General features: G+C 47.0%; 16 protein-coding genes. All 16 read left to right on the forward strand.

Annotated elements, in window-relative coordinates:
* The first annotated feature begins 13 nt into the window (after positions 1–13).
* The 16 genes from ACOBQJ_RS03395 to ACOBQJ_RS03470 all read left to right on the forward strand — a co-directional run bounded on the left by ACOBQJ_RS03395 (position 14) and on the right by ACOBQJ_RS03470 (position 14,258).
* Complete coding sequence (locus ACOBQJ_RS03395; protein WP_421070319.1) at positions 14–1,000, forward strand: hypothetical protein; 987 nt, start codon at positions 14–16, stop codon at positions 998–1,000.
* Between the two features lie 156 nt (positions 1,001–1,156).
* Positions 1,157–1,468, forward strand: a complete 312-nt coding sequence (locus tag ACOBQJ_RS03400) for a hypothetical protein (protein WP_421070320.1) — start codon at positions 1,157–1,159, stop codon at positions 1,466–1,468.
* Between the two features lie 77 nt (positions 1,469–1,545).
* Entirely contained in the window at positions 1,546–2,127 is a 582-nt protein-coding gene (locus ACOBQJ_RS03405; protein ID WP_421070321.1) for a hypothetical protein, read from the forward strand.
* A 239-nt stretch (positions 2,128–2,366) separates the two neighbouring features.
* Entirely contained in the window at positions 2,367–3,320 is a 954-nt protein-coding gene (locus tag ACOBQJ_RS03410) for a hypothetical protein (protein ID WP_421070322.1), read from the forward strand.
* 190 nt (positions 3,321–3,510) lie between these two features.
* The gene (locus ACOBQJ_RS03415; protein ID WP_421070323.1) at positions 3,511–5,322 is read left to right on the forward strand and encodes a VirD4-like conjugal transfer protein, CD1115 family; all 1,812 of its coding nucleotides are present in this window, start codon (positions 3,511–3,513) and stop codon (positions 5,320–5,322) included.
* 53 nt (positions 5,323–5,375) lie between these two features.
* Positions 5,376–5,792, forward strand: coding sequence for a hypothetical protein (locus tag ACOBQJ_RS03420; protein ID WP_421070324.1), 417 nt, complete (start codon positions 5,376–5,378; stop codon positions 5,790–5,792).
* Positions 5,789–6,313 carry an HD-GYP domain-containing protein gene (locus tag ACOBQJ_RS03425; RefSeq protein WP_421070325.1) on the forward strand — a complete coding sequence of 175 codons (525 nt, stop codon included), beginning with the start codon at positions 5,789–5,791 and terminating at the stop codon, positions 6,311–6,313. Before ACOBQJ_RS03420 ends, ACOBQJ_RS03425 begins: the two co-directional genes overlap by 4 nt.
* 8 nt (positions 6,314–6,321) lie before the next feature.
* Positions 6,322–6,633, forward strand: coding sequence for a hypothetical protein (locus tag ACOBQJ_RS03430; protein WP_421070326.1), 312 nt, complete (start codon positions 6,322–6,324; stop codon positions 6,631–6,633).
* A 27-nt stretch (positions 6,634–6,660) separates the two neighbouring features.
* Positions 6,661–6,957, forward strand: a complete 297-nt coding sequence (locus ACOBQJ_RS03435) for a hypothetical protein (protein WP_421070327.1) — start codon at positions 6,661–6,663, stop codon at positions 6,955–6,957.
* A gap of 163 nt (positions 6,958–7,120) precedes the next feature.
* The gene (locus ACOBQJ_RS03440) at positions 7,121–7,375 is read left to right on the forward strand and encodes a hypothetical protein (protein ID WP_421070328.1); all 255 of its coding nucleotides are present in this window, start codon (positions 7,121–7,123) and stop codon (positions 7,373–7,375) included.
* On the forward strand, positions 7,372–7,638 hold the full coding sequence (locus ACOBQJ_RS03445; RefSeq protein WP_421070329.1) for a hypothetical protein: 267 nt from the start codon (positions 7,372–7,374) through the stop codon (positions 7,636–7,638). The genes ACOBQJ_RS03440 and ACOBQJ_RS03445 overlap by 4 nt, the downstream gene beginning before the upstream one ends.
* Positions 7,616–7,825 carry a hypothetical protein gene (locus ACOBQJ_RS03450; RefSeq protein WP_421070330.1) on the forward strand — a complete coding sequence of 70 codons (210 nt, stop codon included), beginning with the start codon at positions 7,616–7,618 and terminating at the stop codon, positions 7,823–7,825. Before ACOBQJ_RS03445 ends, ACOBQJ_RS03450 begins: the two co-directional genes overlap by 23 nt.
* A 29-nt stretch (positions 7,826–7,854) precedes the next feature.
* Complete coding sequence (locus tag ACOBQJ_RS03455; RefSeq protein ID WP_421070331.1) at positions 7,855–8,922, forward strand: class II aldolase/adducin family protein; 1,068 nt, start codon at positions 7,855–7,857, stop codon at positions 8,920–8,922.
* A gap of 178 nt (positions 8,923–9,100) precedes the next feature.
* Positions 9,101–11,284 carry a PAS domain S-box protein gene (locus tag ACOBQJ_RS03460; RefSeq protein WP_421070332.1) on the forward strand — a complete coding sequence of 728 codons (2,184 nt, stop codon included), beginning with the start codon at positions 9,101–9,103 and terminating at the stop codon, positions 11,282–11,284.
* Positions 11,285–11,398: 114 nt separating this feature from the next.
* Positions 11,399–11,608: a nucleotidyltransferase family protein gene (locus ACOBQJ_RS03465; RefSeq protein WP_421070333.1), complete on the forward strand. Its 210-nt coding sequence runs from the start codon at positions 11,399–11,401 to the stop codon at positions 11,606–11,608.
* 394 nt (positions 11,609–12,002) lie between these two features.
* Positions 12,003–14,258: an ATP-dependent helicase gene (locus ACOBQJ_RS03470; protein ID WP_421070334.1), complete on the forward strand. Its 2,256-nt coding sequence runs from the start codon at positions 12,003–12,005 to the stop codon at positions 14,256–14,258.
* Positions 14,259–14,263 lie beyond the last annotated feature (5 nt).

The following is a 14,263-nucleotide window of genomic DNA, read 5'->3' on the forward strand; positions in this document are numbered from 1 at the left end:
AGGAGGTTAGATAATGATAGCAATTGACTTGGGTTTTGGTTATACCAAAGCGTACTCAAGAAACCGTAAAATCATACTGCCGTCGGTGATAGCACCAGGGCAGAAAGACGATATTGATATGTTTAAAAACGTTGGACATCTTCTGGAGATAAAGAGGCCCGGGGATTTAAACTACATGAGCATGTTGGTTGGCGAGAGGGCTATCAAAGAGGGCAGGGCAGTCCAGTTCAGTCTGGACTCCAAGAAGTTTTCCAAGGAAGCAAGTATTATGCTTGCCCTCACAGCAGCCTACCTTGCAGGAGTCGAAAACCAGGTTCGCCTTGGAATCGGTCTTCCTATATCAACCTTTAAAAACAAGGAATACAGGGAAGAAGTCGCAAGGGCTTTCAACCGGATTAACTGCTATATCCGGGTTGACAACGGACCTGAAAGATATATCTCCTTCATCAACACAACCTGCTTCCCGCAGGGAATAGGAGCCATGTACTCCATTCAGTCTCTTCCGCAAGAAGGGCTAGTGGGATTGCTGGATATCGGATTCTTCACAACCGATTTGGTGCTGTTTGAGAAGGACGGCGATAATATTATTCCGCTGAAGAAATACTTCAGGTCAGTTAACCTCGGTGTTTCAAGAGCTATCCAGTTGTTCATCGATAGCTTTACCGATATGACAGGAGAGCCTTTGTCTCTTACCGAAGGCATTGAGGTGTGGAATAAGGGCAAGATAACATACCGTGGCGAGGTAATGGATATAAGAACAATGATTGAACAGGCAAGGAATTACGCCGGCAAAGCCATAAGCAACGCTGTCAACGAGGCTTGGGTTGAGAAGATACACCGTCTTGACCATGTCTATCTGAGCGGCGGCGGGGCGCTGGAGCTGGGGACTGTAATAAGAGAAACACTACCAAAAGCTGTCCTTGTGGACGATCCCCAGTTCGCTAACGCGATGGGATTCTATAAAATGTTGGGGCTGGCAGCCAGCGACAAAACCGCTTAGTTGTAACACAGCCTCATGTTAATAAAGACAAGGGCTAAGGGGTAATTTCGGGGAAATTTGTAACACAACTAATGGCGAAACCTGAAAATGTGTTACAAATCTACCCTAAAACCTCATTAAACCCTTGGGGCTGTAAGAAGGAAGGTGTAACACAAATTGACAAAACATATAACACTAAGACTTCCGGCGGATGACCCTATATTCCAATACCCAAAGGGTGATCGCGGGAAAAAGTTAAGGGAATGGATTGAATTAGGCAGGAACATGGAAGGGACTATTCGTGAACTGAATAATAAGCTGGAGTCCATTACGGGCCTGGCTCCTCAAAATCCTTCCACCGCTGTCAAGCAAGACATTCCTGTTATCGTCAAAGAGGACATTCCTTCTATTAAAAAGCAGGAAGGAGAAGCCCCTGGCGATACTGATAGGGCTCTCCAAAAAGCCCTATCAAATCTTATGGACTTATAAAGGAGGACAAGGCTATATCAAAGGAATTAATCGGTCCAACAAAAAGAGATATAGATGAAATATTTGCACTTGGCACCTTGCCTCACGAGCGAATTGAGTGGCTGGAACAAAACTATATAAGGGCTGAAAAAATCCGGCTGGAAGCATGGAGTATGCTGCAGTCTATTCGCAAAGACATTGAGAAACACGGGTTTGAGTCGGAAATAAGCATCGAGAAAATGATTAATTCTCATGCTGAATACGACGGCAAAACGCTTAAAATAGTAGTCGATGACTACCTGCCGAGAAAGTGCCTTTTAGGAGACAAGAAAGCCGTTCTGTTACTGCGACAGATGTGGCAGGTAAGCATTGCAAGGCCTATTAACCAACTACAGAAGGACAGGGAAATCAGGTTTAACCAGGCACACTGTATTATCGTACCTTATATACCTCGCGATTGCATCTGGGACGTAGATAACCGTGTTTTTAAGTTCATCCCTGATGCCTTAAAGTACACTGGTATTGTGGCAACCGACTCCTGGTCAAACATGTCGGTGAGTATAATCGGAGGGGTAGATAAAGAGAATCCAAGGACGGAAATTTATGTTGAAGAACTGAGTAATAAATTCCCAGAATTGGCCACTGCGCCAGCAGAAAAAATTGTTCGCCAAAGGGGGTAAAAAACCTCAAAAAATACCCGGTTTAAAATTGATAATTTTTTTGACCCCTAAAAAACGGGGTAAAAACAGCAAAAAAATACCCCCGGCGAAAATCTGGATTAAAAGAGTAAATTCAACGGATTAAACGGTTACTTCAAGGCGAATTTATGCAAAGGGCAAATTCGCAAAGGGATAGGGCAGGGTGTGAAAAAACGACTTATATTTTCGCAAAGCTAACTTCAGCTAAAGGGGGTGGAAATTTGGGATTTGAAATAACCCCAAAAGATATAGAATTACTCACCCTGATTAACAGATGTGGTGCAGTTACAAATGAACAAGCAAAAATGATATATGGTGCAGAAACAAAACTGTACCTGAAGCGCTTGGTAAGATTGAGTACAAACCATATTGTATCGAGAAGCGGTGGCTATGTGGAGATAACGGAGAAGGGTTCGGGTATTCTAAACCAGGAAAAGAGGGTTAGGATAAAAAAGTGGGAAAGACCCTACCGGGCAGCCATGGCACAGCTCATATTCGACTTGCCCGACTGGGAGATTGAATTCGGGACAGAGATAAAACGCAGAATCGAAATCAACAGAGGTTCAAAGATTGCGGCAGTCATAAGGAAGGGGGGCATCAGGTACGGCATCTACCAACTCCTCTACGATGACCCTGACCAGGACAGAATAGGATTTGTATGGAAAGACCTGCAGGAACTCCCTCAGGACAACGGTTGTCCCGACAGGGCAGTCATAATTTACAGGTCCGACACTGCAATAAAAACCATGTTCGAGAAAGTTAAAGCCTGCGAACCTACAATGAACGAAATTCTCCTCGTCCACAGCAACACGAGTTTGACCCTCTTGGACAGATACCACGGCACCGAATTCACAAGTCTCCTTCTCCAACGGTTCCCCGGTCTTACCCACAGTCACAGGAAGCTTGCTCAATACAAGTACAAAGACGACTATGTGTGTGTACAGGCATTCCACGATGCCGTGGCGATGAAGTATCTCCACAACTACTACAACGGGTTCGGGCATAAATCCGAAGGACGCTTGGTCAACATCGTCTGCACGGACAACACCAGCAAATACCTTCGGGAACTGTTCCCACACGCAAAGTTCCACATAATCTCCGATGACCTGACACGCTTTAAACCCGTGCCAAGGACAATTCTAAGGCCGTCACTCCTGACAGCCACAAAACAATAGAGAGGAGGAGGATTGTATCCGTTACTTCGATATGTTTAAAGACCGGCTTCAGCCGGTTGTTGACTCTCTCACGATTAAATTCGAGGAAAGCGAGAAGGCGCAGGATTTCATAAAGAACCTAAACGACAAGTTCCAATTCACAACCATTTTGAGATGGGCAGGGATAATCCTTGGGGTATACATCCTTGATGTGTGGATATTCAGCACACTGGGCTCCGCTATCGTGAATATCTTCAGTAACGCGACAGCCGCCTTCAAAGGAGTCGCCCCACCGGAATTACCTGGGCCGGATTATTTCATCCTGCACCCCTTTAAAACGTCGTGGCACTTTTTCATCCACACACTGGGAGCAGAGATACCTTACCCGAAGGTCTATAAAAGCTGGATCACCGGAAATATCCTCACAGCTATAGTGTTTGGCCTGGCATACTTCATGTTCAAGAGGAACAAAGACCAGGATGGCATACAGGGCTCCTCTAAATTCGCCAAACCCAGTGAGGTTAAAAAATACCTCACAAATAAATTCGCGCCTGGTATAATGTTCGGCACGGCTGACAATAAGCCCGCTATCTTAAAGGCAAATACGAGCAGCAACAAGAACGTCGTCGTGTTCGGCCCTCCCGGTACCGGCAAGTCAGCCACATATATTCGCAATAACTTGTTCCAGGCGGTTGCGTCAGGTTGGAGCGTTATCGTCACGGACCCGAAAGGTGAGCTTACGCAGGACTTCGCCCTCTGGTTTAAAGACCGTGGGTACACAGTGAAGATATTCAACCTGGTTGAAATGATTAACTCAGACCAGTGGAACCCCTTAAAGGAAGTCCACGACGACATCAGCGCCCAGCACTTCGTAAACATCGTTATCGCCAACACCAAGGCAGCCGGCAAGAAAGGCGGCGACGACTTCTGGGACAACGCGGAAACGAACCTTTTGAAGGCTCTCGTTATGTACGTCACCCATGAATACCCCGTCCACAACCGAAACCTGGGCGAGCTTTACAATTTACTTGCCAGCGGTGACTCGAAGCAGTTGGACGCTACGTTCGCGGAACTGCCTTCCAACCACCCGGCTAGATTGCCCTACAACTTATTCCGTGAGGCAGACAGCAAGGTCAGGGCTGGCGTTGTTATGGGGCTTGGTAACAGGTTAGGGGTGTTCCAAAACGATTTGGTCAGAGAGCTTACTTCGTCAAACGATGAAGACGGCATAGACCTCGAACTGCCCGGTAAAGAGAAGTGCGCTTACTTCTGCATCCTCTCCGACACCGGCAGCACATTTAACTTTCTTGCGAGTTTGTTCTTCAGCTTCCTGTTCACGAACCTGACCCAGCTCGCTGACAAACAGAGAAACAAGAAACTCGCCGTGCCTGTGAATTTCCTTCTGGACGAGTTCTGCAACATATCTGGTATACCAGACTTCACAAAAAAGCTCTCCACTATGAGAGGCCGTGACATAGCCTGCTCGATCATCGTGCAGAACATTCCCCAGTTGGAGCAGGCATACCCTAACCGCACCTGGGAGGTAATCCTCGGTGACTGCGACTACTGGCTCATACTCGGCGTTAAGGAATTCGCCACAGCCAAGTATATGTCCGATGTACTGGGCAACACCACGGTTATAGTCGAATCGGAGGACAGAAAGAAAGGGCTGCAGGGCATGAACCCGCTTGAGGGCAAGATGAAGCTCGCCCCGAGCAAGAGAGCTTTGATGGACCCGTCCGAACTATCACGCATGGAGGCCGACGAGTCTATTCTCCGCATCGCAGACGGTAAAATCATAAAGCTCAAGAAGTTTTTCTACAAAAACTACCCTTGGGCGGAAGAACTGATCGAGATGCACACGGAAGATTACTTTCCCCCTTGGGCGGAAAGGTTTAAGGCCCGCAGGGGAACAGAAACCCAGCCGATTGAAGTGCAAGCCTATGTCGATGACGATGATGACTACGTCATAGATGACGAGGTTGAGGAAGTACCTCAGACTCAGCGAAGCAGTTTCTGGTAAGCCGGGGATTTCCCCGGCTTTATTTATTAAAGATACTATTTAAGGAGCGTATTATGAAGAACGACACGATTTGCCCACCCAAAGTTAAGTTTACCAACTGGTCCACTGCTGATTTTTTCAACAGGGCCATGAAGGTAAACACCTTCATCAGGAGGAGGAAGGAGCATTACTGGTATATGTGCGAGCGGAACCTGCTTGCAGCTCTCCTTTATTACTGCGAGGGCAAAAACATACCGGTAAATGCGGACAATGTCCAGAAGCACCTCTCAGCAGGGGTGAGAAAGCTAAGGGGACTATTCCGAACACTTCCTGAAAAACATCCGGGCGCCTGGTACTACAACCTGGTGGCGGATGTGACTGACCCCGTCCTTACCTCGGTCATCGCAGGTCTTAAAGTAAGGATGGAGAAAATTGCGGATTCCCCAGTTGCTCTCATAGAGCGTTTTCAGAAAGAGCTGGTGACTGTTTGAGTTATCTGTCACAGGCTATGAAGCGTCTTGAAAAACTCCCCCTGCTTGAAGCCCACAGCTACAGGGTGGCAAAACTGGCCATGGATGTCGCCAAATCGCTGCGCCTTCCCGATCCCGCATCGGTAGCGGCGGCAGCCTACATGCACGATTTGGGTAAAACAACCTGGCCGCCAGAACTATTTAAAAAGTACGCTCTCGAATCTAAAGACTGGGGGATAGTAAAGTCTCACCCGATATTGGGAGAGGAAATGGCTTATGGAATAATCCCTTCCCGTGATGTATCAAATCTGGTAAGGGGACACCATGAGCGTCCCGGTGGACTCGGCTATCCCGATAAACTGCAGGAACCTTCAGTGGAGATGCTCGTCATCGCCGCCTGCAACACATTCGATCACGAAACCAACTACAGGGAACACCGCCCTGAGAAAATGCCAGTAGAATTTGCTTTAATGCAGATAGCCGAGTATGCGCCGGCAAAAGTAGTGGCAGCCCTGTCCGGGGTGCTGCTGAATAATAATTAAGGAGTGATATGTTGTCAATTCCCGAATCTGATATCATACAAGAATTTATTATAAGAACCCTGCATATAAAGCCACGGGGCAAAAAGATACTCCCCGCGGTCATGGAAGAAGAAGTAGTCCTGCTTGAAATACTTTGTAGCGCGGCTCCCTTAGACCCGGTTGCTTTAAGGGAACTTATTACCGGCGACATGGAACAAATCAACGCCAACCTCGGCAGCCGGCTGGAAAAATTCAATAAAATAAGGTACACTACAAGGCTCCGGGCTGTAATTAACCTCCGCCAGCGCCTCGACATCCTAATAAACAAAATCAATCACTGATGTGTTATATTTATACAGGGTGATTATATGAGACCAAAAGACCTTTTGGATCAATATTCAAAACGCTACCCTGGCGCATGGAAAGAGGTTGATAAATACCGTGCCGTAAATAACGAGAAACACTACTGGCCTCAGTGGTGCTACCTTCCGACAGAATGTGTTCTCGCAATTATCGGCGAAAAAGAGTCTACAGACGATGTAAATATAATGGGGGCTTTATGTGCCTGGCGCGTATCACAGGGCGTCTACAGGTTTGACATGGATGTCTACAAAGACGTTTTGTTTACTCCGATAACTGGAAACATCCCCCATGAGTGCTGCTGAGCATGCCCGAGTGGTGTGTTTACATCGAAACACCGAATACCGTCGCGTTCAACAAGGACATCTACGGGTTTTTCGCATATCTCGATGAACTGCCGGTTACAGTCAGGCCGGTAAAGTAGTTGCGGACAGAACAGCCGTTCTGTTATAATGGAACAGGTGGTAAATGATGTCTAAACTTTACAACGCACCCGTCCAGGTTGAGCTAAACAGCCAGCAGCGTCCCGTAAGACTGAGATGGTATAACAAATGGTATGCCATTACGTGCTGCACCCCCAGAGAAGAAGACCAGCACTGGTGGTCAAAGCTGAGAAACCCCGAACCCCTTCGCTACCGATGCGAGTGCGAGGAGGGCATGATTTGCGATTTGTACTTCAGTGATCCGCCAGGCGTCTGGATACTTGAAAGGATATTTGATTGAAAAAAGAAAGAAAACTTTACAGAACCGGTTTAATACTAATTTCCAGAGTTGCTGGCTTGCCCGAAGTAATCAACGGCAAGAACTTTAAAATATTGTTTCAGGAGAGGGGCGAAAAAGTCTCGGATTTTGCTGGCCAGAAGGAGGTTGTCATTGAGGCGGGTTCGATAACCAGGGCGGAGATCGCTTGTGAACTAATCATCTGCTCAATGGCTTTATGGGGTGGTTCGCCCAGAGGGATTTATGAATCAGATTATTTATTTTAAGTCAGATAAGTACCTTGACTACATCGTAAGATGCAGCAATGGTATTATTGAGGACTACAAGAAAGGCAGGGGTTGGGCCGAAAACCCCGATAGGGTGGATGTCCTTTTTGGTATAGACACTAATTATACCAGGATAACTGTGTTGGAAGCCAAAAAAATCATAAAAAAGATTGAAGCAGCCGGATAGGTTGCTTTATTTATTAGGAGGTGTTTTATTTGAAAACTATCGTAATTGGAGGCACTTTTGACAATCAGGGCGGGCATAAATCGAAAATTATCGCAAACATGTTTGCAGACCTCGAAAATATTTATGTGGTCAACGGCGGACACTATGAGGATCTCGTAAGGATTTATAAGACCCTAGGTAATTTTGATGCTATCTGCTGGTTTGCGAATGTATCAAACGACATGCCGAAGGAGCTTCGTAACATAAAATCGCTCTACCCGGACAAAATCGTCATCCACTCAAAACGTAACACCGACGGCCAGTACAAGTTGAGCTACATTATAAACCACGCCTTGAAGTTAAAGAGCAATCTTTTACTTGAGTTCGCCAAAGATACTTCCACAGGGAGGATTAAGGGAAGGGTGTTAGACCCCCTCGCAGTAGTCTGGTGCGACTTCACCGAGGACTTTAAACACCTGGCGAAAGCGATGCTGAAAAGGGCTTCAGAATTGACCAGGTTCACCCGCTCTAAGTCTGTTTGCTTAGGTCCGGAGCTGGAACCGCCTAATATAACGAAATTTTATGATATAATAAGAAAATATGCCGAAATATTCCATGAGATGATAAATCCGGATAAAGTGGTAACCAGATTCCTGGGAAACGCCTCCTTCCGCTGCCAGAAAGGGTTCCCGAGCTTCAGGGCAGGAGGGAATATCTTTGTATCCCGCAGGAACATAGATAAGAGGTTCATTGGCAGAGAGGGGTTCGTTGCAGTCCCCTTAAAACACGAACCGGACTGCATATTTTATTTCGGCGAGAATAAGCCAAGCGTGGACACCCCTGTGCAGGTGAGGCTTTACAACCACTTTAAGAACGTAAATTACATGGTTCACTCGCATGTTTATATCAAAGACGCGCCATTCACATCCACGCCGATCCCGTGCGGGGCATTGGAGGAATTCGAAGAGATAACAGCCCTGGCTGACGCGGCTCAAGCAAATTTCTGCGTCAACTTAATCGGCCATGGAAGCCTGATACTGTCCAAAACGACAGACTTCTTGAAAACCGTTGAATATTACGCCCGTCCCGCACCTGAAATATTACGCCCGCCCGAATGAATATTGTATTATTATCCAGTCGTAGTTAAGTAAGGAAATATTTTACCGAAGTTATAAATAAATACATAGCTTACAGCATTAAAGATATCTGTAAACTATGGTTGTTTGTGGAATTAATATATTCTCCTGATAAACTGGTTGTAAAATTCAACGAAAGGAAGTGTATAAACTGAAACCAGTGGAAAGAATAAGTTTTTTTAAACCTATCCAGGATCAAGAAGAAAAATTCAATACGCTGGTTGAGAATATAAAAGGCGTTATTTATAGGGTAAATAACCAGGGCAAGATACTATTTATAAGCCCCACAATAAAACAGCTCACAGGAATTGATGCACGCGAAATACTTGGGAAGCATGTATCTACGTTTGTTTATCCTGATGACCTGCCGGATGTTGTGACAGCCCTTAAAAGGTCATTCAAGGGAACCACATCCACTGTTGATTTTCGGGTAGTTCATAAAGACGGTCGGATACGCCACGCGCGTGCCACCTCGTTAATTGATATTAAGAGTAAAAGGTCCAAGGTAACTGGCATCATTTCGGATGTAACGGAATTGAAGAAAAACCGGGAAGACCTTTTACTTACCAGAAAAGCGCTCGACAGCACCAGTAATCCTGCTCTATTGACTGATTTAAAAGGCAGGTATGCTTTGTATCAGAATGAAGCGTTTTTAAATCTTACAGGATATACTTTAAGCGAGATAAATTTAGCCGGGGGCGCGCCAGTAATATACGACAGCCCCTACACCGCCAAAAAAGTATATCGTACAATTATTAAAGGTAAACCGTGGAAAGGCGAGTTCGAACTGCGTGCCAAAGATGGGCGGATGATCCCTGTGAGCCTGCACACCAACCTCATCACGTCGGACAAGAGGGCAATTGGCTGTTTCGGTGTCTTTACGGATATGACCGAGTATAGGAAGCTTGAAGCAGACCGGCAGGCGGCGTACCAAAGGCTTAATTCTATAATCGAATTTCTCCCTGATCCCACTTTCGTCATCAATAAGGACAACAGGGTCATTGAATGGAACCGCGCCCTTGAGGAGATGACAGGTGTAACCAGAGAAGAAATGCTGGGTAGAGATGACTACTCTCTTGTGTTTTATGGTGAAAGCAGGCCAACCATGATAGACCTAGTGTTTAATCCCGATTTAATATACGACGATTGCTACGACACAGTCAGCAGGAAAGACAAATCAGTTATTGCAGAGGGATATGTTTTTAAGCATAAAGACAAAGGGTTGTATATTCGCGGCACTGCTTCCGCAATATACGACAGTAGTGGGGAAGTTATAGGCGCCATCGAGTCAATCCAAGACATCAGCGAGCGTAAAAGAATAACCGAGCAGTTAAGACTATATGCCCTTTATGACTCGCTGACGGGCCTTTATAACCGCCATTACTTCGAAGAAGAAGCAATAAAACTTGGTGGTTACAAAACAGCAGGTATAATCGTATGCGACGTTGACGGGCTTAAACTGGTCAACGACACCCTTGGTCACAACACTGGGGACGCGATGATTGTTGCTACCGCAAACGTCATCAAGGGGTGTTTTGACGATAAAGGTATTATAGCGAGGATGGGCGGAGACGAGTTTGCCCTGCTGTTCACTGATGTCACCGAGAAAGACCTGGAAGAGAAAAGTGAGAGGATAAGGGAGGCTGTCAGGGCTTACAACACCAAAAACGGAAAGGTTCCCCTGAGTATATCTATCGGGTACGCCGTCACGGAAGACGCTATTGACGTCCAGACTCTCTTTATGGAAGCCGACAACAACATGTACCGCGAAAAGCTTCACAGCAGGCACAGCGCCCGCAGTGCGGTTGTTCAGACACTAATGAAGACTTTGAAGGCAAGGGATATGGACACCAGGGAACACGCTGACAGGCTGGAGGAAATGGTTGTTGCCCTGGCCCGGGCGATCTCGGTGCCTGAAAACAGGATTCCTGACCTGAGGTTGTTTGCTAGGTTCCACGATATCGGCAAGGTGGGGATACCCGACAATATCTTAAATAAACCCGGAAGCCTCACCAAAAAAGAATACGACGACATGAAGAGGCACAGCGAAATAGGATACCACATCGCCATGGCCTCTCCTGACCTGGCCCCAATCGCCGACTGGATATTAAAGCACCACGAGTGGTGGGACGGAAGTGGATACCCGCTAGGCTTGAAACAGGAGGAAATTCCCATGGAATGCCGTATACTAACCATATGCGACGCCTACGACGCTATGACCAGTGACCGTCCGTACAGGAAGGCTATGACCCATGAGGATGCAATAACTGAGCTGAAAGCGTCGGCAGGGACTCAGTTCGTCCCCGAGCTGGTTCAAAGATTCATCGAAGCGGTAAAAAAATAAAAATGGTGAGTTTTATGATTACCATTGAAGAAATCAAGGAAAAGGCAGTCCCTGTTCTAAAAAAAATTCAATGTGAGCCGTGCATTTCTTTTTGGTTCCATTGCGAGGGGCGAGATGGGCAGCGACATCGACATCCTGGTAGAATATGCTCAGGATGCGAAGCCAACGCTTTTTAAGATGGTGTATATGAAACATGAACTTGAAGACTGCCTTCAGACAAAAGTTGATGTGGTGACAGAGAAATCCGTATCGCCACATATGCGCCCATACATTATGAAAGATTTGAGGGTATTATGTAAGCCTACTGGTTTTTCATCTGGGTAATCAGAAATTAATTATATGGATAATAAGAGTACCGGCCGGTTGGCCGGTTTTCTATTTATATAGGGATTTTTAAGGAGGTCAATAGACCCCACGAATGAATTCGGGGGCTTGCAAAAGCCCAACTATTGACCCGCCTGAGCCTTGAGTGGCTACGTTACCTCGGTCACTCGGGGGATACAGTAGTGGCAAGTATCCCCAAAGGCAAATACACCGGCCATTGGATAGGTCGAGTAGCAGTAAGATCGAGCGGTTACTTTGATATCAAAGACGGTAGCGGTAAGCGTATCTGCCAGGGTACATCTTGGAAATATCTACAGGTACTGCAAAGAAACGCCGGCTGGCACTATGAGAAGAAAGAAATAGCGGGCTAACGCCCGCGCCGCGTTTCCTCCCCATGCTTGAAGACAGGGGCTTCCACGCGGCAGAAAGAGGTGAAAGGTTGAGAGCAGTTATTCTAACAGCCGACAGGAAGGGTATTGATGTCAGCCAGTTAACCGCCCCTGTGAAAACCACGGGCAGCCCGGTTGTTTACAGCAACATCAACCCTATTAACCATATTGACATTTATAAGCTCTACCACTACGCCATATACCCGCACTATCTGAGCAGTGATCCGGCAGTGTACGCAATTAAGGATGTAGGTGCTCTCATAAAAAAGATCACCTCTATTTCCGATCCTTTTCCCGTGGGATGCCCACTTACCGGGGAGAAGGCGGCAAGGCACCTGTTAAGGCTCCCGCAGGTAAGCAGTATAAACGGCTATAGGTTTCCAGAGATAAAGCCCTGCATAGCTGAGGTAAGTGATTACCTTGACCCTGAACAGAAGCAGGCTGCATCGCACTTCCTTGGGCCTGCGATGTGCGTGGCGCCCGCGGGTGCGGGTAAGACCGGAACGATAGTCTCCAGGGTGGAGTACCTGGTCAAGAAAGGAATTAAGCCTGATAGGATACTCTGCATGACCTTCACCCGGAAAGCACAGAAAGAAATGCAGGAAAGGCTTGTAGCAAAACTGGGCAGGGAGAAAGGCTCAAAAGTAATGGTCAAGACTTACCATGCCCTGGCCTACATGCTCCTCACGGAGTTCAAGGGGAAGCCCCCCAACATCCTGTTAAGCCGGTTTGGGGTCTTAAATAAACTGATATATGAAAATGGGCTGGAGTGCAATAAACCCGTCAGGGAAATTGACAGCTTCATCAGCTTTCAGATGAATAACCTTGTCTTGCCTGACAGCGTCAGACCGAGAAACAAGACCGAGGAAGCCCTGTTTGAGGTATATGCAAAATATTTGGATTACCTTCAGGAAACCAACCAGATTGATCAGGACGCCCTCTTGTTGAAACTCCACGAGCTGCTCCGCACGGAAGCACCGAGGAGGAATTCCTTAATGGACTTTTCGCCGCCGGGTGAGAATAAGGGCTATCCCAAGGGTAGGTGGCTGTTCACGCTGGTTGATGAAGCGCAGGACAATAACCTGGCCCAGGACGTAATCACCCGCTTTTTGGTGGGTGCATGGGACAACCTTTTTATGGTGGGGGATGAAGACCAACTCCTTTATTCGTTTAGAGGAAGCGACATTGAGAGGATACTCGGTATGTCCAGAGTCTACCCGAACATCAGGGAGATCCAGCTTAAAACAAACTACCGCTGCCATCCCGCAATCGTCGAGGTGGCTGACAGGACTATCAGGAACAACACTCAGAGGAGAGACAAGACAATTGTGGCGGCACGCAGGATAAACGGTCCCGCCGTAAGCGCTATAAAGTTTAAGCATATCTTTGACGAGTATGAGTGGATTGCCCTGAACATCAAGAGGATGATAGGGGGCGGTGTCAAGCCTGAGGACATAGCTGTTTTGTACCGCACCAACACACAGGGCGACGCCCTGTCGGTGATTATGAAAGAACACGAAGTACCGCACTATGTCCACAGAAGCGGCCCAAAACTCTTTGAGAGCACCGAGATGGAGTCGGTTATTAATCACCTCACGGTTGTCCAGACAAGCCTGAGAGGAACCCCTGAGTACAACAGAGCCCTTCTGGGGTGCCTGCGTATCCCTCGCAGGGCCAGGGTCCATAAGAAGTATGAGTCTGCCGTGACGGGTAAAAGCCCGCTGTCTGAGATAATAAAAATCGCTGACAGGGAGAACGAGACATCTGTAGTTGAGTTCTGCCACCAGATCGGAAATACAAGGCTGGTTGCAATGCCCAATGTGGGGACGGTCATCAGTTATATAAGGAGCCGTTTCAGTGACATCGAAAAATACTTTGGTCTGGGAGAGGGAATTGAGCGGCTTGATATTATCGAGAGCATAGCCAGCCGGTTTAAGTCTGTCCCTGAGTTTATAAAGTGGGTGAACAAAGTAAAGCTGCTCGGTGATGACAACAAGGCCGAAGGTAAAGCTCAGTTGATGACGGTTCACTCTTCAAAGGGGCTTGAATTCCCCCAGGTGATATTAGTCAACCTGACTGAGGGACACCTGCCCCACGCGGCCTCAATAGAAGAAGGAAAGATCGAGGAGGAGCGTAGAGTCCTCTATGTGGGAATAACCAGGGCGCAGGACAACCTGATTATCACGGGCTACCATGATAAAAAGAAGAAACTTTCGAGGTTCCTCGCTGAAACTGGACTTGAAATTAAATCCGTATATTAGGAGGT

The organism is Pelotomaculum propionicicum, assembly GCF_048984525.1.
GTDB classification, from domain to species: Bacteria; Bacillota; Desulfotomaculia; order Desulfotomaculales; family Pelotomaculaceae; genus Syntrophopropionicum; species Syntrophopropionicum propionicicum_A.

Coding starts and splice junctions, on each gene's coding strand:
- ACOBQJ_RS03395 (WP_421070319.1), top strand. CDS start 14: ATGATAGCAATTGACTTGGGTTTTGGTTATACCAAAGCGTACTCAAGA.
- ACOBQJ_RS03420 (WP_421070324.1), top strand. CDS start 5,376: ATGAAGAACGACACGATTTGCCCACCCAAAGTTAAGTTTACCAACTGG.
- ACOBQJ_RS03430 (WP_421070326.1), top strand. CDS start 6,322: ATGTTGTCAATTCCCGAATCTGATATCATACAAGAATTTATTATAAGA.
- ACOBQJ_RS03435 (WP_421070327.1), top strand. CDS start 6,661: ATGAGACCAAAAGACCTTTTGGATCAATATTCAAAACGCTACCCTGGC.
- ACOBQJ_RS03440 (WP_421070328.1), top strand. CDS start 7,121: ATGATGTCTAAACTTTACAACGCACCCGTCCAGGTTGAGCTAAACAGC.
- ACOBQJ_RS03450 (WP_421070330.1), top strand. CDS start 7,616: ATGAATCAGATTATTTATTTTAAGTCAGATAAGTACCTTGACTACATC.
- ACOBQJ_RS03465 (WP_421070333.1), top strand. CDS start 11,399: ATGGGCAGCGACATCGACATCCTGGTAGAATATGCTCAGGATGCGAAG.
- ACOBQJ_RS03470 (WP_421070334.1), top strand. CDS start 12,003: ATGCTTGAAGACAGGGGCTTCCACGCGGCAGAAAGAGGTGAAAGGTTG.